This is a genomic window from Streptomyces sp. NPDC032161, from assembly GCF_040636995.1.
GTDB lineage: Bacteria > Actinomycetota > Actinomycetes > Streptomycetales > Streptomycetaceae > Streptomyces.
In genome coordinates, this window is record NZ_JBEZVN010000002.1 from 340,829 (window position 1) to 364,699 (window position 23,871).

A 23,871-nucleotide genomic window follows, 5' to 3' on the forward strand; every position below is an offset into this window, starting at 1 on the left:
GTGTTCACTGGCCGGGATCGAAGGACACCGGCAGCCTGGCCGGCGGCCGGCCGGACGGCGGGGTCTGGAGGGTCTTCAGCGCGAACTCCATGACCTCCTTGTAGATCGGCCCGCAGATCTGGCCGCCGAAGTAGCTGCCCCTGGTGGGGTTCTGGATCGCGCAGTAGACGGTGACCTGCGGGTCGTCGGCCGGTGCGAAGCCCGCGAAGGACGCGGTGTAGCCGCGGTAGCCGCCGCGTACGGGATCGACCCGGTTGGCCGTACCGGTCTTGCCCGCCACCCGGTAGCCGGGGATCTTCGCCTTCGTCCCGGTGCCCTCCTCGTCGCCGACCACCGACTCCAGCATGGCGGCGAGCGTCTTGGCTGTCTTCTCGCCGACCACCCGGGTCTTCTTCGGCTCGGGCGCGGACTCGAAGCGCCCGTCGGGGCCCTTGGTGCCGCGTACCAGCGTGGGGGCGATGCGGACGCCGCCGTTCGCGATCGTCGAGTAGATGGAGGCGGCCTGCATCGCGTTGACCGAGAGGCCCTGGCCGAACGGGATCGTGTACTGCTGCGAGGTCGACCAGTCCCCGGGCTTGGCGAGGATGCCGGGGGTCTCGCCCGGGTAGCCGAGTCCGGTCGGCGAGCCGATCCCGAACTTGCGCAGGTAGGAGTAGAGGACCCGGTTGGCCTCGGCCTGCGTCTCGCCGAGTTCGCCGGTGGCCAGGATGGTGCCGATGTTGCTGGACTTGGCGAGTACGCCGTTGAGCGTCAGGTACCAGGTGGCGTGGTCGATGTCGTCCTTGAAGAGCCGGTCGCCGCGGTGCAGCCGGTTCGGGACGGTGACGTGGGTGCCGGGGGTGGCGACACCCTCCTCCAGCACGGCGGCCATGGACATGACCTTGCTGGTGGAGCCGGGTTCGTAGGCGTCCTGGAGCGCCGCGTTGCCCAGGGACGCCGCATCGGCCTTCGAGAGGTCGTTGGGGTCGAAGCCGGGCGCGTTGGCCATGGCGAGGACCTCTCCGGTCCTGGTGTTCTGCACGACCACGTAGCCGCGGTCCGCCTTGGACTTCTTCACCTGGGCGGTGATGGCCTGCTGGGCGGCCCACTGGATGTCGCGGTCGATGGTCAGCTCGATGTCGGAGCCGGGCACGGCCGGGACCTCCTTGGTACCCGCGGTGGGCACCCTCCGGCCGCCGGACTGGGCGTAGCTGATCGTGCCGTCCTCACCCGCGAGCTGCTTGTTCAGCTGCGCCTCCAGGCCGCCCGCGCCCTTGCCCTCGGCGTTGACGTAGCCCAGTATCCCGGCGGCGAGTCCCCCGTTGGGATAGACCCGCTTGGTGGTGGCCTCCTGGAAGACGCCCGCCAGTACATTGCCCCCGGGGCCGCCCGCCGCCTTGTCCTTGGCCGCCTTCTCGGCGAAGACGGACTTGAGGTCCCTGATCTGGTTCCAGACCTGCGGGGTCTGCCGGCGGGCAAGGACGGCGTAGCGGCCCTTGCCCGTCAGCTTGGCGGTCAGCTCGGTGGCGTCGGCGCCGAGGATCGGGGCGAGGAGTTCGGCCGCCTGCCGGGGCGCGTCGGGGATCTTGCTGAACTCGGGCGTGAACATCGACGGGTCCGCGGTGATGTCGTACGCGTCGACGCTGGTGGCCAGCGCGACGCCGCGGCGGTCGGTGATCTGGCCGCGTTCGGCGGCGACGGTGTGCTTGAAGTAGCGGTTCACCTCGGCCTTGGCCGCGTACGCGTTGGCGTCGACGGCCTGGACCTGGAGGAGCCGGACCACGAACACCAGCATGACGAGCGTCAGGGTGAAACCGACCAGGCGGAGGCGGGGGCGCGGACTGCCGAGCCGCAGGCGGCGCGCGGGTCGGTCGCGGGGCGCGCGGGAGCGGGACGCAGGGGGCGCGGACCTGCGGGGGGCGGGCCGGGGGCGACCCTTGCCCCCCGCGGAGCCGCGCGGGCGTGCGGGGCCGGGGACCCGGCGGCGCGGTGGTTCCTTGGGCGGCACTGCGTCACCTGCCGGGGCTCGTCGAGGGCTGGTCCGCCGGGGTGCTCGGCCCGGCGGAGGGGTTCGGGGCGGCGCCCGTGGGAACGGTCGTCGCCGAGGGGGCGGGCGAGGGCGGTACCGGATCGGTGGCCCGCACGGTCGCGGTCGCCGTTCCGGAGGCGGGCGGGACGGGCTTGCGCGGCGGTGCGGTGGTGGGCTCGGGGGCCGGTTCGGCGGTGGCCTCGTCGGGTACGCCCTGCACCTTGCCGTTCGGGCCGAGGAAGGCGGGGCTGCCACCGGGCACCATGCCCAGTTCGCGGGCCCGCCGCTCCAGCGCGTCCGGCCTGGAGAGGCCGTCGACGTCGTGCTGGAGGGCCTGCTCCTCGTCGGTCAGCTCGGTGGTCCGCTTCTTCAGCTCGCTCAGCTTGAACGATCCTTCGTTGATGGCCGAGTTGAGCATCAGGAGCGCGATCAGACCACCGCCGAGGAGCAGGACGACGAGCAGGACGAAGGGGGTACGGGCCGCGGTGCTGGGACCGGACGGCATCAGCCGGGCGAGCCGCGCGGCCCGCCCCCTCGCCTGCCGGGCCGGTCCGCTCACCGCCCCGCCCCGCTCGTCGTCGCTGTCGGGACCCCCGGACGGGTGCTCATCGCTCGTCCTCGCGGATCCGCTCGGCGCCGCGCAGCCGGGCGGGGGCGGCGCGCCGGTTCTCGGCGACCTCCTCCTCCGTGGGCAGCTCCGCGCCGCGCGTCAGCAGCTTCAGCCGGGGCTGGTAGCGCTCGGGCACGACGGGCAGTCCGGGCGGTGCCGTGGTGGCGGCGCCCGCCGCGAAGACCTGCTTGACCAGCCTGTCCTCCAGCGAGTGGTACGAGAGGACGGCGATGCGTCCGCCGACCGCGAGGCTCCGCACCGCGGCCGGAATGGCCCGTTCCAGGACGGCGAGCTCGCCGTTGACCTCGATGCGCAGCGCCTGGAACGTGCGCTTGGCGGGGTTGCCCCCGGTGCGCTTGGCGGCCTGCGGCAGAGCGTCACGGATCAGCTCGACGAGCCGGGCGCTGTTGCTGAACGGCTCCTTCTCGCGCTCGCGCACGATCGCCGAGACGATCCGCTTGGCCTGCTTCTCCTCGCCGTACGCGCGCAGGATCCGGACCAGTTCGCCCGGGGGGTAGGTGTTGAGGACCTCGGCGGCGCTGACGCCCGTGGTCTGGTCCATGCGCATGTCGAGCGGGGCGTCCTGGGCGTAGGCGAAGCCGCGGTCGGCCTCGTCCAGCTGCATGGAGGAGACGCCGAGGTCGAACAGGACGCCCTGGACCTTCGGGACGCCGAGCCTGGCGAGCACCTCGGGCAGTTCGTCGTAGACCGCGTGCACCAGGGTGGCCCGGTCGCCGTACGGGGCGAGCCGTTCGCCGGAGAGCCGCAGCGCCTCCTTGTCCCGGTCGAGGGCGATCAGCCGCGCCGAGGGGAACGCCGAGAGCAGCGCCTCGCTGTGCCCGCCGAGGCCGAGGGTGCAGTCGACGACCACGGGATGCTGCGGCTCCGGCGCCTCCAGAGCAGGGGCCAACAGGTCCAGGCACCGCTGGAGCATCACCGGGACGTGTCGGGTCTGGCTCATGCGCCCTCTCAGGCTCAGGTCCGGTGCGGCGGACGTACGGGCGGGTCCCCGCCCGCTCAGAAGGGGAGGCCGTCCGGCGCCGGGGAAGGGGCACCGGGCGACCGTCGAGCGGGAGAGGGCCGGACCGTACGTACGCGGCACACGGGGGAATTCCACGGAATGTGCGGGGTGTCGTGACTTCCGGTCACTTTAGTCCACCCTGCCATTCGATCGATTCCCGATCAATCAGCCGGACAGCGCGTCGCCGGGCCCCTCGTCCACCTGGTCCTTCACCCGCAGGAATGAACTGTTGTGAGACTTGTGGGTTACCTCACAACAGAAGTCGTTGACGTTCTTTGTCCCCTTCCACAGCACGACGCGACCGGGCGCGGGAGATAACGTCGTAGCCATGTCGACTTCCGCGCACTCCCCCGCCGGGCCCTCCGCACCCGTTGCCGCCCCGGACCGCACCGGGGACACGGTCACCGACCGCCTGGTCGAGGCGAACGTCCGGTACGCCGCAGATTTCGAGGACCCGGGCATGGACGCCAAGCCGGTCCTGCACGTCGCCGTGGTCGCGTGCATGGACGCCCGGCTCGACCTGCACGACGCGCTCGGTCTCGCCCTCGGCGACTGCCACACCATTCGCAACGCGGGCGGTGTGGTCACCGACGACGTCATCCGTTCGCTGACCATCAGCCAGCGGGCGCTCGGCACCCGCAGCATCGTCCTGATCCACCACACGAATTGCGGTCTGGAATCGATCACCGAGGAATTCCGCCAGGAACTGGAGGCGGAGGTCGGACAGCGTCCGGTCTGGGCGGTGGAGGCGTACAAGGACGCCGATCAGGACGTGCGGCAGTCGATGCAGCGCGTGCGCACCTCGCCGTTCCTTCTGCACACGGACGACGTCCGCGGTTTCGTCTTCGACGTGACGACCGGCCTGCTGCGCGAGGTGCTCCCCGTCGCCTGACCGCCCCCGACCACAAGGACCGCCTCCTTGCCGGCAGGACCGCCTCCTTGCCGTCTTGGACGTCCGGACGGCCTCCCGTCCCCTCGGACGGCCCCTGCGGATCCCGACGAAACCCATCGAACCCGACATACCGCCCCGAGTTGTCCACAGGCGAGTGACACGAAGCGATAACGGCACAAGAATGCGCGTGTGACATCTCGCCGGACGCCTCCGGTGAGGTGTCCGTGTTTCGGGGTGGGCCGGACCGCCGCGCGCGCATCCGGTCCGTGAATGGGGTATCCCCTCTGCTCCTGGTGAGCGTGGGACAGGGCCGAGGAGGGCCGGGTGACGACCTATGACGATCGAGCGAGCCTCACAGATCTGACCGCGATCACGGAGCGGGTCCGCAGGTCGGTGGAGAGCGTGATCGAGGGCAAGCCCGAGGTCGTGCGGCTCTCGCTGACCGTGCTGCTCGCGGAGGGGCACCTCCTCATCGAGGACGTGCCCGGGGTCGGCAAGACGATGCTGGCCAAGGCGCTGGCCCGGTCCGTCGACTGCTCGGTGCGGCGCATCCAGTTCACACCGGACCTGCTGCCCTCGGACATCACCGGCGTGTCCGTCTTCGACCAGCAGCGGCGGGACTTCGAGTTCAAGCCGGGCGCGATCTTCGCGCAGATCGTGATCGGCGACGAGATCAACCGCGCCTCGCCGAAGACGCAGTCGGCCCTGCTGGAGTCGATGGAGGAGCGTCAGGTCACCATCGACGGGCACACGTACGAGCTGCCCGACCCGTTCATGGTGGTGGCCACCCAGAACCCGATGGAGATGGAGGGCACCTACCCGCTGCCCGAGGCCCAGCGCGACCGGTTCATGGCACGGGTGTCGATGGGCTACCCGAGCGCGGAGGCGGAGCTCCGGATGCTCGACGTGCACGGCGAGCTCTCGCCGCTCGACGATCTGCGGCCGGTGGCGCACGCCCATGAGATCGCGAAACTGATCGAGGCGGTACGGACCGTCCATGTGGCCGACCCCGTGCGGCGGTACGCCGTGGAGCTGGTCGGGGCCACGCGCGGCCATCCCGACCTCAGGCTCGGCGCGTCGCCGCGGGCCACCCTGCACCTGCTGCGCGCGGCGAGGGCCTCGGCGGCTCTGGCCGGCCGCGACTACTGCCTGCCGGACGACGTGCAGGCGCTGGCGGTCGCGGTGCTCGCGCACCGGCTGCTGCCGACGGCGCAGGCCCAGCTGAACCGCCGCACCGCCGAGGAGGTGGTGCTGGAGATCCTCGGGCGGACACCGGTGCCGTCCGCCGACGGCGGCGTCCGGATGCCCGCACCGGGCCGTCCGGGGTACGACCGGACGCGGCCCGGCGCGCGGCGGGTGTGATGGCCGCCGGGGGGCCGGACCCCAGGGACGACGGCGACGGCGGGGGCGGTCTTCGGGCCGCTCTGAGCGGGCTGACCACGCGCGGGCGGTCCTTCCTCGCGGCCGGTGTCGCCGCGGTGGTCTGCGCGTACGTGCTGGGCCAGGCGGATCTGCTGCGGGTCGGGCTGCTGCTCACCGCGCTGCCGCTGGTCTGCGTGGTGGTGCTCGTCCGCACGCGTCACCGGGTCGCGGGCACCCGCCGGCTCGCGCCGTCCCGGGTCCCCGCGGGCACGGAGGCACGGGTCCATCTGCGGATGGAGAACGTGTCGCGGCTGCCGACCGGGCTGCTGATGCTCCAGGACCGGGTGCCCTACGTGCTCGGGCCCAGGCCCCGGTTCGTGCTGGACCGGATGGAGCCGGGCGGGCGGCGCGAGGTGTCCTACCGGGTGCGGTCGGATCTGCGGGGCCGCTATCCGCTGGGGCCGCTGCAGCTGCGGCTGAGCGACCCGTTCGGCATGTGCGAGCTCACCCGCTCCTTCAGCGCGTACGACACGCTCGTCGTCGTACCGCGGACCGAGCCGCTGCCGCCGGTGCGGCTGGCGGACGGGGCCCCGGGGTACGGCGAGGGGCGGCAGCGGTCGCCCGCCCTCGCCGGCGACGACGACGTCATCCCGCGCGGCTACCGGCACGGCGACGACCTGCGCCGGGTGCACTGGCGCTCGACCGCGCGCCACGGGGAGCTGATGGTGCGGCGCGAGGAGCAGCCGCAGCGTCCGCAGTGCACGGTGCTGCTGGACACCCGGCGGACCGCGTACCGGGGGGCCGGGCCGGATTCCGCCTTCGAGTGGGCGGTGTCCGGGGCTGCTTCCGCTCTGGTGCACATGCTGGAACGGGGCTTCTCCGTCCGGTTGCTGACGGACGGCGGGAACGCCGTCCCGGCTGCGGCGGCGGGTGGTCTCGCGGGGTCGGCGCACGAGTCCGCCGAGTCGGCGAGCCTGATGCTGGACGTTCTGGCGGTGATCGACCACTCCGACGGAACCGGTCTGTCGCGCGCGTACGACATGCTGCGTGCCGGGGACGGGCTGCTCATCGCGTTCCTCGGGGACCTGGACGAGGAGCGTGCGGCGGAGGTGGCCCGGATGCGGCGGCGCAGCGCGGGTGCCGTGGCGTTCGTGCTGGACGGCGCGGAATGGGAGACGGACGACGTCCCGGCCGCGGGGACGCGGGAGGCGTTCGAGCGGCGGTTGCGGCTGCTGCGCGAATCGGGATGGACGGCGGTCCCGGTGGGGCGGGGGGCCGGTCTCGCCGATCACTGGCGGCGGGCGGGACAGGCCGGGGCGGCGGACGGGCCCGCTGCCGTCGGCACGACGGGTTTCTCCGGGGGGTGGTCATGAGCGGTCGTGGTCGGCTGACGCTGTGCGCCGTCGCGGCGACGCTGATGGCGGCGTGCTCGATGCTGCCGCTGGTCGAGCCGGCGGTGTGGATCCTGCCGGCTGCGATCCTGCTGGCGATGCAGGCCGGGGCGGGGGCGCTGATCCGTCGGGCGCCGGTGCCCCGGACGCTGGTCGTCGTCGCGCAGGCGCTGGTCGCGCTGGTCCTGCTGACACTGGTGTTCGCCAGGGAGCAGGCGGTGGCCGGAGTCCTGCCGGGCCCGGAGGCGGTTCAGCGGCTGGCGCATCTGCTGGTGTCGGGCGCGGAGGACGTCGGGCGGTACGCCACGCCCGCACCGGCGACGGACGGCATCCGGCTGATGCTGATCGGCGGCGTGCTGCTGGTCGGTCTGCTGGTGGACGCGCTCGCCGTGACGTTCCGCAGCGCGGCACCGGCCGGTCTGCCGCTCCTCGCGCTGTTCTCGGTCGCGGCGGGGCTGTCCGAGGGCGGGGCGGACTGGCTCTGGTTCCTGCTGGCGGCCGGTGGCTATCTGCTGCTCCTGCTGGCCGAGGGCCGGGACCGGCTCTCCCAGTGGGGGCGGGTCTTCAGTGGCGGCGCCGGGGCCCGGGGCGGTGCGGGCGGCGTCCTCTCCGGCGGCCGGCCGACGGCCCCGGTCCGTACCGGGCGCCGCATCGGCGTGCTGGCGCTGGGCATCTCCCTGCTGGTCCCGGCGGCGCTGCCCGCGCTCGACGGCGGTCTGCTGGCCGACGCGCGGTCCGGGGAGGGCAAGGGCGGCGGCACGATCTCCGCGGTGAATCCCCTGGTGTCCATGCAGGACAATCTGACGCAGGCGGACAACCGGCAGGTGATCTCCTACCGCACCGATTCCCGCAACCCGCAGGACTTCTATCTGCGGATCCTGGCCCTGGACACGTTCGACGGGAGCGAGTGGCGCCCCTCCACGCGCCGGCTGCGGGACGTGCCGAAGCGGCTCCCGACCCCGGAGGGTCTCGGCCCGGACGTCACGGTCACCGAGGTCAGGTCGAGCATCTCCGCCGCCCCTTCCTACCGGCAGACCTATCTGCCGCTCCCCTACCCCGCGACCGAGGTCGGGATCGACGGGAAGTGGCGGTACGAACCGGCGGGGCGGACCCTCGTCGGCGACGGCGGGGAGACGACGGGCGGCGCGCAGTACCGGGTCTCCAGCCTGGTGGTCCGGCCGACGGCCGACCAGCTCGCCACGGCGGGCGCCGTGCCGTCCGCCCTGCGGCAGGAGTACACCCGCGTCCCGCGGTCGCTGCCGAAGGTGGTCCGCGAGACCGCGGCCGAGGTGACCAAGGGCGCCGGCAACGACTACGAGCGCGCGGTGAAGCTTCAGGACTTCTTCGCCTCGGACGGCGGTTTCGCCTACGACACCTCCGTCGACTCGGGCACCGGGAGCGCCGCGATCGCCCGGTTCCTGAAGGAGAAGCAGGGTTTTTGCGTCCACTTCTCGTTCACGATGGCCGCGATGGCCCGGACGCTGGGAATTCCGGCGCGGGTCGCGGTGGGCTTCACTCCCGGCACCCCGCAGCCGGACGGTTCGATGTCGGTGGGGCTGCGCGACGCTCATGCCTGGCCGGAGCTGTACTTCGAGGGCATCGGGTGGACGCGCTTCGAGCCCACCCCCACACGGGGCACCGCCCCGTCCTACACGCTGCCGGACGCCCCGAGCGGTGAGACGCCCGCCCCCGCCGTGCCGGAGAGCGGACCCTCGGCGGTCCCGAGCGCCGAACCGTCCGTCGCGGACGACTGCCCGGCCCCCATGCGCAAGCAGGGCGAGTGCGGCAGCTCGGCGGCGCCGGGCACGGCGGTTCCGACGGACTCGGGGACACAGCCGGGCACCGTTCTCGGCCTGGCCGCGATCGCCCTGGTGATCCTGGCGCTGCCGCTGCTCCCCCTGATCTGGCGGCTCCGTGTGCGCAGACGGCGGCTGGGTCTCCCGGCGGGACGTACCCCGGGGGACACGACGGCCAGGACGCTGGCGGCCTGGCGGGAGGTCATCGACACGGCTTGGGACCACGGGATCGGGCCCGACGACTCCCTGACGCCGCGCAAGGCGGCCGACCGGCTGGTGCGGCTGGGGCGGCTCGGCCCCGACGCGTCCGCCGCGGTGCACCGGGTCGCGGGTGCGGTGGAGCAGGTGCTCTACGCCCCGGAGCCCCGGCCCGGCACGGGACTCGCCGAGGACGTGGAGGCGGTACGGGCCGGGCTGTGGGAATCGGCCGGGTGGAGGACGCGAGTCCGCGCCCTCGTCGCGCCGCGCTCGACCGCTCGGGTGGCCCGTGCCGCGTCGGAGCGCTGGACGGTGTTCGGCGAGGGGTGGGCGGCGCGGTGGGGCCGGATCCGGTGGACGGGTCGGCTGCGCGGGCCGTCCCGCCGGTGGGGATGACGTCTGCGGGAACGCGGTCCCCGGCGACGGCGTCCACGTCGGCAGGCGGCGGTGCGAGGGCCTGTCCTCGCGCCGCCGCCTGCCGTACGAAGCCTGGCATGCACGGCCCGGCCTCCGGCCGAAGGGCGGCGGTGCTAAGACGGGTCCGAGCACGGACGAGGGGCGACCGCGGTGTAGCGGTCGCCCCTCGCTCAAGCGTGCTTCGGGCCTCGGGATGCCTGTGTGCTCGCCCGGCCGGACGGCGGTTCGAGGACGGCGTCCCCGACAGCGCCCCCAGCGGCCCTGTTCGTCAGCGGCCCTGTTCGTCGCGGCGGCGCTGCCACCGCTGCTCGATCCGGTCCATCACCGTTCGACGCTGCTTGGGCCGACGGTTCGCACCGCCGACGTCGGCCGCCGGATGCTCCCCCGGCTTGGGCGCCTTGCGCCAACCAGTGACCGCGAGGACCGCGCAACCCAGCATGACGAGGAATCCCACCACGCCGATCCAGATCTGCTGGGCGACCATTCCGGCCATGAGGAGCGCGATACCCACAAGGAAGCCTGCGACCGCCTGGTAGACCCGTCGCCGGGTGTACGTACGCAGCCCGCTTCCCTCGAGCGCTGTCGCGAACTTGGGATCTTCGGCGTACAGCGCTCGCTCCATCTGCTCGAGCATTCGCTGCTCGTGCTCCGAGAGCGGCACGGAGTCCTCCTCGTCGTCGGCCGCGGGGGGCGGCCGGTCTGCGGCCCTTCCAGGATAGGCAGGGAATCGCCCCCGTGAAACCCGCCCTCTTTGCCACACAGCCAGTCCGGGCCGCCACGAAGGATCGGCTGTTGAGGCGTAGATTCCCCGACCTCCGATCCGTCATGCCGGATGCTGTCCTCCGATCATACGGGGCGCGGCCCCCGATCGGGCGTCTCGGGACGTACTCCGTCTGCGGCTGCGTCCCTGATCAGCCGCGCGGCGGCCGACCACCGCCGTGCGGCCGGGTTGCGGTCACCCGGCGGGCCGTGTCCTCGAACCGGTGGCGGTCGCACGACGCCTGGCCACGCGCACGCGCCGCGTTGCCGGAATCGTCCTTGTACGTCCAGTACGAGGGCGGTCCCCCGCCCCGAGATCAATGGGGTCTCCCCTGTTCGAGCGGAGCCGAGAACCCGGGGAAGCACCGGACGCCGCGCGGCCCGGCCGCCGGGCGAACGACGGCGGTTCGAAGGAACGGGCCCCGTGGTGCTCAGGCGCGCTTCGTGCCCAGGACGTGCAGCTGCGTCGCCACCGAGTGGAACGCGGGCAGCTCGGCGGCGGCCGCCTCCAGCCTGAGCAGCGCGTCCATGGCACCGGGCTCGGTGTCCACCAGGACGCCGGGCACCAGGTCGGCGAAGACCCGTACGCCGTGTACGGCCCCGACCTCCACGTCCGCCGCGGAGACCAGCTCGGTGAGCTGCTCGGCGGTGTAACGCCGGGGTACCGGGTCCCCCGCGCCCCAGCGGCCCGCCGGATCGGTGAGCGCCTGCCTCGCCTCGGTGAAGTGGCCGGCCAGCGCCCTGGCCAGGACGGCGCCGCCGAGCCCGGCCGCGAGCAGGCTGAGGGCCCCGGACGGGCGGAGCGCCTCGACGGCGTTGCGGACGCCCTCGGCGGGGTCGTCCACGTACTCCAGGACCCCGTGGCACAGGACCGTGTCGAAGCCGCCGCGCTCGACCACCTCGAACAGGCCGTGGATGTCGCCCTGGACCCCGCGGACGCGGTCGGCGACCCCGGCCTCGGCGGCGCGGCGCTCCAGCGCGAAGAGCGCGTTGGGGCTGGGGTCGACGACGGTGACGCGGTGGCCGAGACGGGCGACCGGCACCGCGAAGTTGCCTGTGCCGCCGCCGGTGTCCAGTACGTCCAGTGCGTCCCGGCCGGTCGCCTTGACCTGGTGGTCGAGGGCGTCCTTCAGGACCTCCCAGACCACGGCGGTACGGAGGGAGGCGCGGGGGCGCAGCTGGTCCGACACGGCAGTTGACTCCTCGGCACGGTGCCGCCGGTGACGGCGGAGCGTGAACAGTGCAGGTGGTACAGGTGCTCTCCACCCTATTGCCTCGCGCCGCCGTCGCCGTCATCGCGCGTCGGGCCGGTCCCTCCGGGGCCGCGGGAGGACCGGCTGGAGCCTCAGCATCCGTTCGACCAGTCGCAGGAACATCTCGGCGTCCCGCAGCAGGTCATCGGCGTCCCGCCGACTGGCCGCGCCCGGTATACCGGCTTCCGCTCGGGCCCTGCGCCGGGCTCCGGAGGCGAACAGCGCGCTCCACTCGGTCAGCTCCGGAGCCGTTTCGGGCAGAACCTCCCAGGCGCTGCGGATCCGTTCCCGGCGCCGCCGGGAGGTCTCCGGGCGGGCCCGGACGGCGAGCACCGCGGCGGCGGTGCGCAGGGCCGCGAGGTGGGCGGTCGCATAGCGCTCGTTCGGCACGTCGAGGGTGGCGGCCTCGTCGAGGCCGACGCGGGCCTGGGCGAGCAGGTCGAGGGCGGCCGGGGGTGCGGCGGTGCGGCGCGGGACGGGGTGGACGTCGTCGGCCGGACCGGTCGGCGAGGGGGCAGGGCCGCCCGCGCGGCGCCGGAGCGCGGCCGCAGCGGAGGAGTGGGCCATGACGGAACCTCCTGTCTCGTGCGACGACTTCCGTCGTGCAACGACTTCGTGGCCGTACGCATCCATGGTGGCGGGCACCACTGACAATCGGCCCGATCCGCCTGTCGACCTGCTGTTCCTCCCGGTGGCTGGGGGCACCCCGGCGGGCACCGCGGGGTGCCCGCCGGTGAGCACCGCGGCCGTGTTTTGCCTCGGGCCCGAGTTCCGGATAATCTTTTTGAACTGACTAGTCAGTTCAAAACAAGGGAGAGCCTGTGGACAGCCCGCACGGGGCGGCCGTCGCCGCCGGGGACTTCGGCCTCAAGGGGCCGCGCGGCTGGGTCTTCCGGGGCGTGGACATCGAGGCCGGGCCCGGGTCGCTGGTCGCGATCGAGGGACCGTCCGGCTCCGGCCGCACCTGCCTGCTGCTCGCGCTCACCGGCCGGATGCGCCCCACCGAGGGCCACGCGAAGATCGGCGGACTGCGTCTGCCCCGCAAGATGGCCGCCGTGCGCCGTATCAGCGCACTGGGCCAGGTGCCCGGGGTCAACGAACTCGACCCGGCCTTCACCGTCGCCGAGCACCTGCGCGAGCAGGCCCTGCTCCGGCACCGCTACGACGGCTCGCTGCGCGCCCTGCTGCGCCCGCGCGCCGAGCGCGTGGCCGCCGCGCGGGGACGGATCGACGCGGCGCTGGACGCCGCCGGGCTCGATCCCGCCACCCTGCCCAAGGGCGAGCGCACCTCCGTGCGGGATCTGGAACGGCTGGAGGCGCTGCGGCTGTCCATCGCCCTCGCGCTGATCGGCCGCCCCCGGCTGCTCGCGGTGGACGACACCGACCTCAAGCTCTCCGACGCCGAGCGCGCCCAGGCCTGGGAACTGCTGCGGTCCGTCACCGACGGCGGCACCACCGTGCTCGCCGTGTGCAGCCAGGCGCCCGAGGGCGCCGTCGTCGTACGGACCGACGCCACGGCCGCACCGGCGCACGCACGTGACACCGCGGCCGACGACACCCCGGCCGCCACGATCACCACCGACGGGCCCGCGGCCGACGGGCCCGCGGCCGACGAGGCCCCCGCCGACGGGACCACCACCGAGGAAGGACGGCCGGCCGATGCGTTCGCCGAGACTTGCCGCGCTTGAGCTGAGGCGTTTCGGCCGGGGGAAGCTGCCGGTCGCCGCGCTGATCGCGCTGCTGCTCCTGCCGCTGCTCTACGGCGCCCTGTACCTGTGCTCCTTCTGGGACCCGTACGGCCGCCTCGACAAGATCCCGGTCGCGCTGGTCAACGACGACAAGGGTGCCACCGTCGGCGGGAAGCACGTCAGGGCCGGTGACGAGATCACCGGCAAGCTGCTCGACTCCAAGACCTTCGAGTGGCACGAGGTGAGTTCCGCCGAGGCCCACAAGGGCGTGGAGGACGGCACGTTCTACCTCTCGCTCACCATGCCGTCGGACTTCAGCGAGCGGATCGCCTCCAGTTCGGGCGACTCCCCCGAGACCGGCGCGCTCCAGGTGCGCACGAACGACGCCAACAACTACATCGTCGGGCAGATCTCCCGTTCGGTCTTCTCCGAGGTGCGCACCGCCGCGTCGACCAACGCCTCCCGGACCTTCTACGACCGCATCTTCATCAACTTCTCCGATCTGCACGACGCGACGGCGAAGGCCGCCAAGGGCGCCGACGACCTCAAGGGCGGCATCGGCAAGGCGAAGAAGGGCTCGCAGGATCTCGCCGACGGGCTGAAGAACGCCAAGAACGGCAGCAGCAACCTGGCCGGCGGGATCATCAAGCTCAACAAGGGCGCCGGGGACCTCGAATCCGGCTCCCGGCAGGTCGCGAACGGAACCCAGGCGCTGGCCGACAAGGTCAACGCGGTGGCGTCCCACGCGCGCCCGTTCCTGAAGGACAACGGCAAGTCGATCGGCGACACCGCCCGGCTGGTGGCCGACTCCGCGCAGACCGTACGGGACAACCTCGACCTGCTGGTCGAGGCGGCGCCCGCCGCGGCCACCTCCGCCCGCACGGCCTCCGACGACCTGGCCGAGGTCTACCGCACCACGTGCACGCAAGCACCGCCCGCCGACGACGCCGTCTCCGCCTGCCCGCCTCTCGAGCGCGCGAAGACCGCGGCGGCCGATGTCGCGAAGGTCGCCGACGACGTCAACGCACTGGTGACGAACGAGAACGGGAACCTGAAGAAGCTGCGGTCCCAGCTGAGCACGTTGCAGCGGCAGGCCGACGACCTGGCCAAGAGCGCGCCGCGCCTGGACGAGGACCTCAAGTCCGCCGTGTCCAAGGTCAACGCGCTCAACACCGGTGCCCACAAGGTCGCCAAGGGAGCGGGCGAACTGCACACCGGTCTCGTCTCGGCCAGGACCGGCTCCGCCGACCTGGACACCGGCGTCGGCAACCTCAAGAAGGGCGCCACCGACCTGGACAGCGGCCTGGTCCGGCTCGGCGACGGCTCCGCCAGCCTCGCCCAGGGTCTCAACGACGGCGTCGGCAGGATCCCCGACTACGACGAGAAGGACCGCGAGGCGCGTTCGCAGGTCATGGCCGACCCGGTGCAGCTGGCCTCCAAGTCGCTGCACGCCGCCCCCAATTACGGCACCGGCTTCGCGCCCTACTTCATCCCGCTGTCCCTCTGGGTCGGCGCGATGGTGGCGTACATGCTCATCCAGCCGCTCAACCGGCGGGCACTCGCCGCCGGGGCCTCCGCCTGGCGGATCGCCTTCGCGGGCTGGCTGCCGGTGGCCGCGATCGGCCTGCTCCAGGTCGCCGCCCTGATGTCCGTACTGCACTGGGGACTTGGGCTGGAGATGACCAGAGCCGCCGGGACGATCGGCTTCCTCGCGCTGGTGACCTGCTGCTTCGCCGCGATCGTGCAGTGGCTCAACGCCCAGTTCGGGGCTGCCGGACGCATCCTGGTGCTGGCCGTGCTGATGCTCCAGCTGACCTCGGCCGGGGGCACGTATCCCGTGCAGACCAGCCCCGGCTTCTTCAACGCGATCCACCCCTATCTGCCGATGAGTTACATCGTCGACGGGCTGCGCAGGCTGATCACGGGCGGCGGGCTCGGCCCGGTCTGGCAGGGCTCCGCGGTACTGCTGGCCTTCACGGCGGGGGCGCTCGCCCTGACCGCGTTCGCCGCGCGCCGCAAGCAGGTGTGGACCCTGGACCGACTGCATCCGGAGCTGAGTCTGTGAGCGCGCCGGGACCTGTGAGAATCAAGGGCATGGAAAGCAGCAGCGGCACGCGCCGCCAAGCCACCCGGCAGAAGCTCTACGAGGCGGCTGTGACCCTCATCGCCGAGAAGGGTTTCTCGGCCACCACGGTGGACGAGATCGCCGAGCGCGCCGGGGTCGCCAAGGGCACGGTCTACTACAACTTCAAGAGCAAGACCGAGCTCTTCGAGGAACTGCTGCGCCATGGCGTCGGGCTGCTCACCGCGTCGCTGCGCTCCGCGGCCGAGGGGACGAAGGAGCGCGGCGGCACCCGGGTCGAGGCGCTGGACGCGATGATCAGGGCGGGCCTGGTCTTCATCGACCGCTACCCGGCCTTCACCCAGCTCTACGTCGCGGAGCTGTGGCGCACCAACCGGGCCTGGCAGTCGACCCTCCTGGTGGTGCGTCAGGAGGCGGTGACCGTGGTCGAGGGGGTGCTGCGCGACGGCGTGGAGCGCGGTGAGCTCAGCGAGGAGATCGACATTCCGCTGACGGCCGCCGCCCTGGTCGGCATGGTGCTGGTGGCGGCCCTGGACTGGCAGGCGTTCCAGCCGGAGCGGTCGATCGACGACGTGCACTCGGCGCTGTCGCTGCTGCTGCGCGGACGGGTCAGCGGGCGCTGATCCGCCCCTCACCGGGCCGGTGCGCGAGGACGCCGGTCCGGTGAGACCCGATCCCCCGGGCCCACGCCGAACCGGCGTCATCCTCGCTGCCGGAGAGCCTTCCCCCCTGGCCACGTTCTCCCGTGGCCCGCGGGCTCTCCTTCATTCTCCCCCGTCCCCCGGTCCGGAAGGAGTGCCGCGCCCGTTCCGCCGCCCCGTGCCGGCGGTGCCGCGCGCCGCTCCCCTGTCCGCGTTCCACTCTTCCGTCCGCGCGGGAGGGAACCCATCCGCGTACCTACTCATCTCACCGTCTAGGTACGGATACTCACGTCCTGCGCGGAACCCCGCCCGGGACCGGGGTCCGTCTGGCTACCATCACGTCCGTGTCCGTACTTCCCCTGGTGTTCACGAGCGGCTGGGCGAGCGGGATCAACGCCTACGCGGTGGTCCTGCTGCTCGGCGTCTTCGGCGTGACCGGATTCTCCGACGAGGTGCCCGCGGCGCTGCAGCGCACGGACGTCATGATCGTGGCCGGTGTGCTGTTCCTGTGCGAGATGGTCGCGGACAAGATCCCGTACGTGGACACGGCCTGGGACGTGGTGCAGACCGCCGTCAGGCCGGTCGCCGGGGCGGTCGTGGCGGCACTGCTGGCGGGCGAGAGCGGCTCGCTGCCGGAGATCGCGGCCGGTGCCATCGGTGGTTCCACGGCACTGGTCAGCCATCTGGTGAAGGCGGGCACCAGGATGGCGGTCAACACCTCCCCCGAGCCGTTCAGCAACATCGCGCTGAGCGCGGCCGAGGACCTGGGCGTGGCGGGGATCGTCGTCTTCGCCGTGTTCCATCCGCTGGCGGCCGCGATCATCGCCGCGACGCTGCTGCTGCTCGGCCTGGTGGCCGTGATCTTCCTGACGTCCCGCATCAGCCGGTTCCTGCGTCGCAGGGCCCGGCGGCGCGAGCAGCGGCGCCGGGCCGCGCCGTATGCGTCCGGACCACCGTTCCGGGTCCACGAGCGGTCGTGAGGCCCGTGGACGGGGTGCCGGAGGCCGGCGGTTAAGGTCGCTGGCATGGCACGAATTGCGGTGATCGGCGCCGGGATGGGCGCGATGGCGGCGGCTGCCCGGCTCGCGGTGGCAGGGCACCGGGTGACGGTGTACGAGCGGTCGGAGACCTTCGGCGGCTCGGTCGGCCGGTATGTCCATGACGGTTTCGCCTTCGACACCGGCCCCACGCTGCTGCATCTGCCCGCGGTCTACCGCGACCTGTTCGTGAAGACGGGCAAGGAGCCGCTGGAGCGGTGCGTCACGATGACCCAGGTCGACCCGGCGAGCCGTCACGTCTTCGCGGACGGCACGGCCGTCTCGCTGCCGAACGCCTCGCGAGCCGGTGTGGTCGCCGCGCTGGACGCCGCGCTCGGGGGCGGAGCGGGCGCGGCCTGGGGCGCGTTCCTCGACCGGGCGCGGGACGCCTGGGACCGGTCGAGACGCCCGCTCCTGGAGGAGCCGTTGCGCCCCGACTGGCAGGTGCTCGGCCGCGATCCGTATCCCGCGCCGCGGCAGCGTCGGCTGCTGCGGCCGGCCCGGCAGGCGGGCACGGTGGCGGAGGTCGGCGCATGGGAGCTGGCGGACGCCCGGCTGGCCGCCCTGCTCGACGGCTACGCCCTGTCGTACGGCCTGGACCCGCGCCGCGCACCGGCCGCCGCCGCCCTGCTGCCGTACATGGAGGAGACCTTCGGCAGCTGGTACGTCGAGGGCGGGATCCGGGCCCTGGCGCGGGCGGTGTACGAGCGGTGCCTGGCCCGGAGGGTGGAGTTCGCCCTGGGCCGCGAAGCGGCCCGGGTGGTCGAGAAGGACGGCCGGGCGGCGGGCGTCGAGTTCGTGGACGGCACGGTCGCGGAGGCCGAACACGTGGTGCTGGGGGTCCGGCCGCGCCCCGGCCTGGTGCCCGGTGAGGCGCTGCGGACGGAGGGGGACGGGCCGGGACGGGGGCGGGCGGCGGAGCCGGGCCGGTTCCTGGTCATGCTGTCGCTGAGCGGCGCCCGGCCCGCGGACGCCGCGCACCGGACGGTGGTGCATCCGGCGGACGGCGCGGCGGAGCAGGAGGCGGTGTTCGCCGGACGGGTCGCCGACCGGCCGACGGTGACGGTGCTGCGCCCGGACGATCCGACGACCCGCCCCGACGACGCGCACGAAGCGGTGACGCTGACGGCGACGGTCGCCCCGCACGGGACGGTGGACTGGACGGATCCGGCGACCCGCGCGCGCTTCGCCGACACCCTGATCGAGGCGGCGGGAGCGGTCGTGCCCGGCGTTCGGGAGCGGATCCTGCACACCGAGGTGCGCACCCCGGCCGAGACGGCGGCCGACACGGGCGCGGAGGGCGGTTCGGTGCCCGGGCCCGCGCTGGCCGGGGCCCAGGGGGCGTATCTGCGTCCCGGCAACCGCACCCGGCTGCCGGGGCTCTACCTCGCGGGCGGCTGGTCGCATCCGGGCGGCGGGCTCGCCCATGCCGGGATGTCGGGGGCGCTGGTCGCGGGGCTGATCGTGGAGGGGGACGGGTTCCGGGGCTCCCAGTGACCCCGGGGACGTCGCCTGTCGAGCCCGTCGGCGGCGGCGCCCCGGCGCTCAGTAGCGGTACTGCTCCCCGTCGTAGCCGTTGCCGTTGTGGTAGCCGTTCGGATACGGGGCGGGCTGGGCGGGCCGCTCCGGGGGCATGGCCGGATACTGCTCGCCCTCGCGCTGCTGCGGCACCCAGACACCGCCCGGCGGAGTCTCCGCGTACTGCTGCTGGGCGTACGGGTCGTCGTAGCCGTCGTACGGGACGGGACCGCCCGCGGTGCCGGTTCCGATGTAGGGGTCGGAGTACGCGGCGTACCGCTGCTGCCCGCCGGTGCCGTAGTCGTACGGCCCGGCGAAGGAGTTCTGGCCGCCCAGCGAGTCATGACCGGTCGAGAACGCGTCCTGACCGGTCGGGAACGCCGGGTGGCCGGCGGCGAACACGTCCTGATCGGTGGCGAACGCGGCCGGGCCGGCCGGGAACGTATCGTGGCCGGCCGGGGAATCCTGGCCCGGCGCCGGGTACGCGGTGGGGTCGGTGCCGCCGTCGTACGCGGCGTACTGCGGCTGCAGCCGCGTCTGTGCCTGGTCGTCGAGGCCGCCGCCCCGTGCCGCGCGGGAGTGATCGGAGTAGACGCCGTACTGCCCCGTGTCGTCGGGCAGCGGCTCCGGCTCGTAGACGTCGGCGGGCGAGGCACCGGCCATCGGCTGCGCGGGCACCTGCCCGTCCTGCGCCGCCTCCACGTCCGACACTTCGAGCGTGGGTGCCGCCCTGCGGCCGCTCCGGCCCTTGCCGCCCCTCCCGCCGCGGCGGCGACGGCTCTCGCCGGGGCTTCCTATGGCCCAGCCGGTGGAGAAGCCGCGCCGGAAGGACAGCGTGACGTACGTCTGACCGGTCGCGAACGCGATCGCGCCGACGACGATCACGAAGACGGACGGCAGCAGTACGCCGACCACCACGCAGAGGAAGCCCGCGAAGGCCAGCAGTCGCCAGCGCAGGCGCGCCTTGTACTGCAGGAGCACCTCGCCGAGCAGCCACAGCGCGACGATTCCGAACGCGATGTAGAGGACCGTCCAGCCCATGCCCGCCCCCTCCTACGGCCACCGCCCGGGTCGTGGCGGGTACGGCCGGTCACAACTGCTTGTGCAGTCCGAGATTCTCGTGGATTTCGAGCGTCGCCGTCGAGTTGTTGAGCGTGATGAAGTGCAGTCCGGGCACGCCTTCGGAAAGCAGCCTCGCGCAGAACCGCGTTGCGAAGTCGATACCAATGGAGCGTACAGCGGCGGGATCGTCCTTGACCGCGAGGATCCGTTCTTTCAGCGACGAAGGGAAAGAGGCGTTGCTGAGCTGTGCGAACCGGTCGAGCTGTTTGACGCTGGTCAGCGGCATGACCTCGGGAATGATCGGGGTTTCGCAACCCGCAGCGACTGCCCGGTCACGCATCCGAACATAATCGTCCGGATTGAAGAACATCTGGGTGATCGCATAATCGGCACCGGCACGACACTTGTCCACGAAATGCCGGATGTCGGTGTCCCAGTCGCTCGAACGCGGGTGCATCTCGGGAAATGCCGCGACCCCGACACAGAAATCACCGGATTCCTTGATGAGCCGGACCAGATCGGCCGCGTACCGCACGCCCCGCGGGTGCTCGACCCATTCGCCCATCGGGTCGCCGGGCGGGTCCCCGCGCACGGCGAGGATGTTCCGGATCCCGGCGCCGGCATACTGCCCGACCATGTTGCGCAGCTCGGCGACGGAGTGGTTGACCGCGGTGAGGTGCGCGACCGGGGTGAGGGTGGTGTCGGCGGCGATCTCCTGCGTGGCCTTGACCGTCCCTGCCCGGGTGGAGCCGCCGGCGCCGTACGTCACGGAGACGAAACTCGGCCGCACCGCCTCGACGCGGCGCAGGGCGTTCCAGAGGTTGCGTTCGCCCTTCTCGGTCTTGGGCGCCCAGAACTCGAAGGAGTACGAGGGCTTGCCGGTCGCGAGGAGTTCACGCACCGTGGGCGCGTGATCCGTCCTGGTGGTAGGTGTGCCAAGGGCCATACGGGCAGGTTAACCAGAGCGCGCGGACCGCAGGACCAGACCAGCGCTAAATGTCCGGATTGAACGTTTCTTTGTCCATCCTTCGGACATTCGGCCGTCCACGCTCCGGCCCACCGCGCCCCGATGTCTCCGGACCGCGCCCGGTCACGGGGCCGCGGTCACGCCTCCGCGCGGGCCCGGATCCTTCCGACGAGGTCGGCGGTGGCCGCCGCGGGATCGTCGGCCTCGGTGATCGCCCGTACGACGACCACCCGGCGCGCCCCGGCGTCCAGCACCTCGTCGAGGTTGCCCGCGTCGATCCCGCCGATGGCGAACCAGGGGCGCCGGGTGCCGAGCGAGGCCGCGTACCGCACGAGGTCGAGGCCCGGGGCGGGGCGGCCGGGCTTGGTCGGGGTGGGCCAGCAGGGGCCGGTGCAGAAGTAGTCGACTCCGGGCTGGGCCACGGCCGCGTCGACCTCGGACCGGGCGTGGGTGGAGCGGCCGATCAGCACGTCGTCGCCGAGGACGGCGCGGGCCGCGGGGACCGGCAGGTCTCCCTGGCCGAGGTGGAGCACGTCGGAGCGGATGGCGTGGGCGACGTCGGCCCGGTCGTTCACCGCGAGGAGCTTGCCGTGGCGCGCGCAGGCGTCGGCGAGGACCGCGAGGTGTTCGAGCTCCTCGGCGGCCTCCATGCCCTTGTCGCGCAGCTGGACGATGTCGACCCCGGCGGCGAGGACGGCGTCGAGGAAGGCCGGGAGGTCTCCCTGGCGCCTGCGGGCGTCCGTGCACAGGTAGAGCCGGGCGTCGGACAGCTGCGCGCGAGGCGTGGGCATGGTGCGGTTCCCCCCGAAAGAGCGTGAACGGTGATCGGAGCGGCTCGGGGTGCGGGCCGTGCGGCCCGCACCCCGACGGGCTCTCAGAGCCTGTCGGGCGACCTCTGACCGGGCGGCCACGCCCTGGCACGCACGCTTCCGGCGAGGCGTTGCCGGGATATCCGCGCAGTTCCACTACGAGGACATCCCGGCGCCTTGGAATCGCACGCACCCTACCGCGTCCGTATTCCGATCGAAGGTCACCCGGCAGGCTCTCAGACGGCGAGCGCCTGGGCGCGGCGCTTCACCTCCGTGCCGCGATTCTCGCTCAGTGCCTGGGCGGGGGTGCCCGGCAGGGTCGGGTCGGGGGTGAAGAGCCACTCCAGCATCTCTTCGTCGTTGAAGCCGTCGTCCCGCAGGAGGGTCAGGGTGCCGGAGAGGCCCTTGACCACCTTGTTGCCGGCGATGAAGGCGGCCGGCACCTGGAGAGCCCGGTTCTCACCGCGGCGTACGGCGATGAGCTGGCCCTCCTTGACCAGCTGCCGCACACGTGTCACCTCGACACCGAGCATGTCGGCGATGTCGGGGAGGTGGAGCCAGGCGGGGACGAGAGCATCGATCTTTGCGTCAATCTCGGTCACGGGACAAGCGTGCCATCCCGGACCGACAGTCGGTAGCCGGGCCGACCGTACGGGCGGTGCCGGTACGCCGTCGGAGGGTCGGCGGCCGCGGAGTACGGGTGTCAGAGGGCCGTCGACTTCAGGGGCACGGAGGGATCGGCGGCCCGCGCCGGGTCGATGCGGGTGCCCGCCTCGATGAGCCTGCGGCCCTGCGCCAGGTCGCGGGGGCGGCCCACGGCGAGGACCGCCACCAGGACGCCGTCGCGCAGCCAGCACACCGACCAGGCGGGGCCGGCGGCGTCGCCGCGCCACAACAGGGTGTCGGCGCCCGCGTGGTGGCCCGCGTACTGCACGAACCGGTCGAACTGCTCGGACCAGAAGTACGGGACGGGGTCGTAGGCGGGCGGCACCGGGTGGTCCCCGCCCGCCGCCGCGACGATGTCGGCGGCCACGGTCCGGGGGCCCTGGAGCGCGTTGTCCCAGTGGTGGACGAGCAGGCGTTCGCCGTAGCGGGCGGACGGGAACGAGGCGCAGTCGCCGACCGCGTACACGTCGGGCAGCGAGGTGCGCAGCGCGGCGTCGGCGGTCACCGAGCCGTCGGGGCCGAGCGCGATGCCCGAGCCGGCCAGCCAGCCGGTGGCGGGGCGGGCGCCGATGCCGACGACGACGGCCCCGGCCGGGATCGCGCGGCCGTCCGCGAGGACCACCCGGCTCGGTTCGACGTGGTCGACCCGGGCGCCGGTGAGGAGCTCGGTGCCGCTCTCGGCGTACCAGGCGGCCATCGGGGCGGCGACCTCGGCGGGCAGCGCGCCGGCGAGCGGCTGGTCGGCGGCCTCCAGGACGGTGACCGCGCAGCCGGCGGCGCGGGCCGCGGTGGCGAACTCGGCGCCGATCCAGCCCGCGCCGACGACCACCACGTCGTGCCGCTCGTCGAGGACGGGCCGCAGCCGGGCCGCGTCGTCGAGGGTGCGCAGCAGGTGGACGCCGGGGACACCCTCGGTGCCGGGCAGGACGATCGGTTCGGCGCCGGTCGCGATCACCAGCACGTCGTAGGGGACGGGACCGGACGGGGTGTCCAGTTCGTGCGCCGCGGCCCGCAGTCCGGTGACGTCGAGGCCGAGTGCGAGCTCGATGGCCAGCGCCTCGAAGTCGATGTCGAAGGCGGAGTCCTCGGCCTTGCCGAGCAGCACCGCCTTCGACAACGGGGGCCGGTCGTAGGGCTGGTGGGGTTCGGCGCCGATCATCGTGACGGGGCCGGTGAAGCCCTGTTCCCGCAGGGCCACGGCCGTCTGCACACCGGCCATGCCCGCGCCGACGACGACGACGCGGCGCTCCGCGCCCGGTTCCGGGCGCTCCGACTGCTGCGACTGCTGCTGATCGCTCACCTGTACACCATAAACACCTGACAGAACGTCATGGCAGGGGGAGTTGCTCCACGGTGCTGGTGCCGCTGCCCTCCTGCGACTCCCATTCCCACCGCTCCTCCAGCCGGACCCGGCCGTCCGGGAGATCGACGACGGTGGAGACGCAGTGGCCGCAGGACGTCGTTCCGTCCTGCTTGAGCTGCACGTACCGGAAGTCGAGGACGTCACCGGCGCGGGTGCCGACGAGATGGCCGCGTACCACGTCGCCGCCCGCGTACTCGGCCCAGATCCGGCCGCCCTCCTCGTGGTACGTGAAGCGGGTGCGGGTGCCGACCTGACCGGGCGCCTGGTCGGCGACCGGCGAGAGGACGAGTCCGTCGAGCGAACGGGCCATGGCGCTGCTCCCTTGCCTGG

Annotated in this window: 22 protein-coding genes; 9 read left to right on the plus strand and 13 right to left on the minus strand. The window is 73.0% G+C overall.

Annotation, left to right across the window (positions count from 1 at the left end):
* Window positions 1–4 precede the first annotated feature (4 nt).
* From AB0E67_RS07300 to AB0E67_RS07315, 4 genes are all read right to left on the minus strand, one after another.
* Window positions 5–1,987 (minus strand): penicillin-binding protein 2, encoded by a 1,983-nt coding sequence (locus AB0E67_RS07300; protein WP_362022152.1) that lies wholly within the window; start codon window positions 1,985–1,987, stop codon window positions 5–7.
* A gap of 4 nt (window positions 1,988–1,991) precedes the next feature.
* Complete coding sequence (locus AB0E67_RS07305) at window positions 1,992–2,567, minus strand: septum formation initiator family protein (protein ID WP_362022154.1); 576 nt, start codon at window positions 2,565–2,567, stop codon at window positions 1,992–1,994.
* A gap of 46 nt (window positions 2,568–2,613) precedes the next feature.
* Window positions 2,614–3,579 carry a 16S rRNA (cytosine(1402)-N(4))-methyltransferase RsmH gene (gene rsmH / locus AB0E67_RS07310; RefSeq protein ID WP_351623602.1) on the minus strand — a complete coding sequence of 322 codons (966 nt, stop codon included), beginning with the start codon at window positions 3,577–3,579 and terminating at the stop codon, window positions 2,614–2,616.
* A gap of 225 nt (window positions 3,580–3,804) precedes the next feature.
* Window positions 3,805–3,969 (minus strand): hypothetical protein, encoded by a 165-nt coding sequence (locus AB0E67_RS07315; RefSeq protein ID WP_362022157.1) that lies wholly within the window; start codon window positions 3,967–3,969, stop codon window positions 3,805–3,807.
* Here AB0E67_RS07315 and AB0E67_RS07320 point away from each other — a divergent pair.
* The 4 genes from AB0E67_RS07320 to AB0E67_RS07335 all read left to right on the plus strand — a co-directional run bounded on the left by AB0E67_RS07320 (window position 3,968) and on the right by AB0E67_RS07335 (window position 9,674).
* Complete coding sequence (locus AB0E67_RS07320) at window positions 3,968–4,531, plus strand: carbonic anhydrase (RefSeq protein WP_362022160.1); 564 nt, start codon at window positions 3,968–3,970, stop codon at window positions 4,529–4,531. The genes AB0E67_RS07315 and AB0E67_RS07320 overlap by 2 nt on opposite strands.
* A 324-nt stretch (window positions 4,532–4,855) precedes the next feature.
* Complete coding sequence (locus AB0E67_RS07325; RefSeq protein WP_362022162.1) at window positions 4,856–5,893, plus strand: AAA family ATPase; 1,038 nt, start codon at window positions 4,856–4,858, stop codon at window positions 5,891–5,893.
* Complete coding sequence (locus AB0E67_RS07330; RefSeq protein WP_362022165.1) at window positions 5,893–7,266, plus strand: DUF58 domain-containing protein; 1,374 nt, start codon at window positions 5,893–5,895, stop codon at window positions 7,264–7,266. The genes AB0E67_RS07325 and AB0E67_RS07330 overlap by 1 nt, the downstream gene beginning before the upstream one ends.
* Entirely contained in the window at window positions 7,263–9,674 is a 2,412-nt protein-coding gene (locus tag AB0E67_RS07335) for a DUF3488 and transglutaminase-like domain-containing protein (RefSeq protein ID WP_362022167.1), read from the plus strand. Before AB0E67_RS07330 ends, AB0E67_RS07335 begins: the two co-directional genes overlap by 4 nt.
* Before the next feature lie 289 nt (window positions 9,675–9,963).
* Here AB0E67_RS07335 and AB0E67_RS07340 read toward each other — a convergent pair whose 3' ends face one another.
* The 3 genes from AB0E67_RS07340 to AB0E67_RS07350 all read right to left on the minus strand — a co-directional run bounded on the left by AB0E67_RS07340 (window position 9,964) and on the right by AB0E67_RS07350 (window position 12,274).
* Window positions 9,964–10,356, minus strand: a complete 393-nt coding sequence (locus AB0E67_RS07340; protein WP_362022170.1) for a DUF3040 domain-containing protein — start codon at window positions 10,354–10,356, stop codon at window positions 9,964–9,966.
* A gap of 529 nt (window positions 10,357–10,885) precedes the next feature.
* On the minus strand, window positions 10,886–11,644 hold the full coding sequence (locus AB0E67_RS07345) for a methyltransferase (RefSeq protein ID WP_362022173.1): 759 nt from the start codon (window positions 11,642–11,644) through the stop codon (window positions 10,886–10,888).
* 102 nt (window positions 11,645–11,746) lie between these two features.
* Window positions 11,747–12,274: an SAV_6107 family HEPN domain-containing protein gene (locus AB0E67_RS07350; protein WP_362022176.1), complete on the minus strand. Its 528-nt coding sequence runs from the start codon at window positions 12,272–12,274 to the stop codon at window positions 11,747–11,749.
* A gap of 254 nt (window positions 12,275–12,528) precedes the next feature.
* On the opposite strand from AB0E67_RS07350, the gene AB0E67_RS07355 reads away from it, so the two are divergent.
* The 5 genes from AB0E67_RS07355 (at window position 12,529) to AB0E67_RS07375 (ending at window position 18,653) form a co-directional block, all read left to right on the plus strand.
* Complete coding sequence (locus AB0E67_RS07355; RefSeq protein ID WP_362022179.1) at window positions 12,529–13,395, plus strand: ATP-binding cassette domain-containing protein; 867 nt, start codon at window positions 12,529–12,531, stop codon at window positions 13,393–13,395.
* Window positions 13,367–15,460 carry a YhgE/Pip domain-containing protein gene (locus AB0E67_RS07360; RefSeq protein WP_362022182.1) on the plus strand — a complete coding sequence of 698 codons (2,094 nt, stop codon included), beginning with the start codon at window positions 13,367–13,369 and terminating at the stop codon, window positions 15,458–15,460. The genes AB0E67_RS07355 and AB0E67_RS07360 overlap by 29 nt, the downstream gene beginning before the upstream one ends.
* A gap of 29 nt (window positions 15,461–15,489) precedes the next feature.
* Window positions 15,490–16,101 (plus strand): TetR/AcrR family transcriptional regulator, encoded by a 612-nt coding sequence (locus AB0E67_RS07365; protein WP_073788852.1) that lies wholly within the window; start codon window positions 15,490–15,492, stop codon window positions 16,099–16,101.
* Between the two features lie 362 nt (window positions 16,102–16,463).
* The gene (locus tag AB0E67_RS07370) at window positions 16,464–17,099 is read left to right on the plus strand and encodes a DUF4126 domain-containing protein (protein ID WP_362022185.1); all 636 of its coding nucleotides are present in this window, start codon (window positions 16,464–16,466) and stop codon (window positions 17,097–17,099) included.
* A 45-nt stretch (window positions 17,100–17,144) separates the two neighbouring features.
* Window positions 17,145–18,653, plus strand: a complete 1,509-nt coding sequence (locus AB0E67_RS07375) for an NAD(P)/FAD-dependent oxidoreductase (protein ID WP_362022187.1) — start codon at window positions 17,145–17,147, stop codon at window positions 18,651–18,653.
* A gap of 48 nt (window positions 18,654–18,701) precedes the next feature.
* Here the strand turns inward: AB0E67_RS07375 and AB0E67_RS07380 are convergent, their stop codons facing one another.
* The 6 genes from AB0E67_RS07380 to AB0E67_RS07405 all read right to left on the minus strand — a co-directional run bounded on the left by AB0E67_RS07380 (window position 18,702) and on the right by AB0E67_RS07405 (window position 23,851).
* Window positions 18,702–19,715, minus strand: a complete 1,014-nt coding sequence (locus AB0E67_RS07380; protein ID WP_362022190.1) for a hypothetical protein — start codon at window positions 19,713–19,715, stop codon at window positions 18,702–18,704.
* Window positions 19,716–19,764: 49 nt separating this feature from the next.
* Complete coding sequence (gene metF / locus AB0E67_RS07385) at window positions 19,765–20,682, minus strand: methylenetetrahydrofolate reductase [NAD(P)H] (protein WP_362022193.1); 918 nt, start codon at window positions 20,680–20,682, stop codon at window positions 19,765–19,767.
* Between the two features lie 158 nt (window positions 20,683–20,840).
* The gene (thiE, locus tag AB0E67_RS07390; protein WP_362022196.1) at window positions 20,841–21,494 is read right to left on the minus strand and encodes a thiamine phosphate synthase; all 654 of its coding nucleotides are present in this window, start codon (window positions 21,492–21,494) and stop codon (window positions 20,841–20,843) included.
* Window positions 21,495–21,748: 254 nt separating this feature from the next.
* Window positions 21,749–22,114 (minus strand): Rv2175c family DNA-binding protein, encoded by a 366-nt coding sequence (locus AB0E67_RS07395; protein WP_073788863.1) that lies wholly within the window; start codon window positions 22,112–22,114, stop codon window positions 21,749–21,751.
* Window positions 22,115–22,215: 101 nt separating this feature from the next.
* On the minus strand, window positions 22,216–23,397 hold the full coding sequence (locus tag AB0E67_RS07400; RefSeq protein WP_362023547.1) for an FAD-dependent oxidoreductase: 1,182 nt from the start codon (window positions 23,395–23,397) through the stop codon (window positions 22,216–22,218).
* Window positions 23,398–23,506: 109 nt separating this feature from the next.
* On the minus strand, window positions 23,507–23,851 hold the full coding sequence (locus AB0E67_RS07405) for a hypothetical protein (RefSeq protein WP_362022199.1): 345 nt from the start codon (window positions 23,849–23,851) through the stop codon (window positions 23,507–23,509).
* Window positions 23,852–23,871: the final 20 nt, after the last annotated feature.

Coding starts and splice junctions, on each gene's coding strand:
- rsmH (WP_351623602.1), bottom strand. CDS start 3,579: ATGAGCCAGACCCGACACGTCCCGGTGATGCTCCAGCGGTGCCTGGAC.
- AB0E67_RS07320 (WP_362022160.1), top strand. CDS start 3,968: ATGTCGACTTCCGCGCACTCCCCCGCCGGGCCCTCCGCACCCGTTGCC.
- AB0E67_RS07315 (WP_362022157.1), bottom strand. CDS start 3,969: ATGGCTACGACGTTATCTCCCGCGCCCGGTCGCGTCGTGCTGTGGAAG.
- AB0E67_RS07330 (WP_362022165.1), top strand. CDS start 5,893: ATGGCCGCCGGGGGGCCGGACCCCAGGGACGACGGCGACGGCGGGGGC.
- AB0E67_RS07335 (WP_362022167.1), top strand. CDS start 7,263: ATGAGCGGTCGTGGTCGGCTGACGCTGTGCGCCGTCGCGGCGACGCTG.
- AB0E67_RS07350 (WP_362022176.1), bottom strand. CDS start 12,274: ATGGCCCACTCCTCCGCTGCGGCCGCGCTCCGGCGCCGCGCGGGCGGC.
- AB0E67_RS07360 (WP_362022182.1), top strand. CDS start 13,367: ATGCGTTCGCCGAGACTTGCCGCGCTTGAGCTGAGGCGTTTCGGCCGG.
- AB0E67_RS07365 (WP_073788852.1), top strand. CDS start 15,490: ATGGAAAGCAGCAGCGGCACGCGCCGCCAAGCCACCCGGCAGAAGCTC.
- AB0E67_RS07375 (WP_362022187.1), top strand. CDS start 17,145: ATGGCACGAATTGCGGTGATCGGCGCCGGGATGGGCGCGATGGCGGCG.
- AB0E67_RS07380 (WP_362022190.1), bottom strand. CDS start 19,715: ATGGGCTGGACGGTCCTCTACATCGCGTTCGGAATCGTCGCGCTGTGG.
- metF (WP_362022193.1), bottom strand. CDS start 20,682: ATGGCCCTTGGCACACCTACCACCAGGACGGATCACGCGCCCACGGTG.
- thiE (WP_362022196.1), bottom strand. CDS start 21,494: ATGCCCACGCCTCGCGCGCAGCTGTCCGACGCCCGGCTCTACCTGTGC.
- AB0E67_RS07400 (WP_362023547.1), bottom strand. CDS start 23,397: ATGGCCGGTGTGCAGACGGCCGTGGCCCTGCGGGAACAGGGCTTCACC.
- AB0E67_RS07405 (WP_362022199.1), bottom strand. CDS start 23,851: ATGGCCCGTTCGCTCGACGGACTCGTCCTCTCGCCGGTCGCCGACCAG.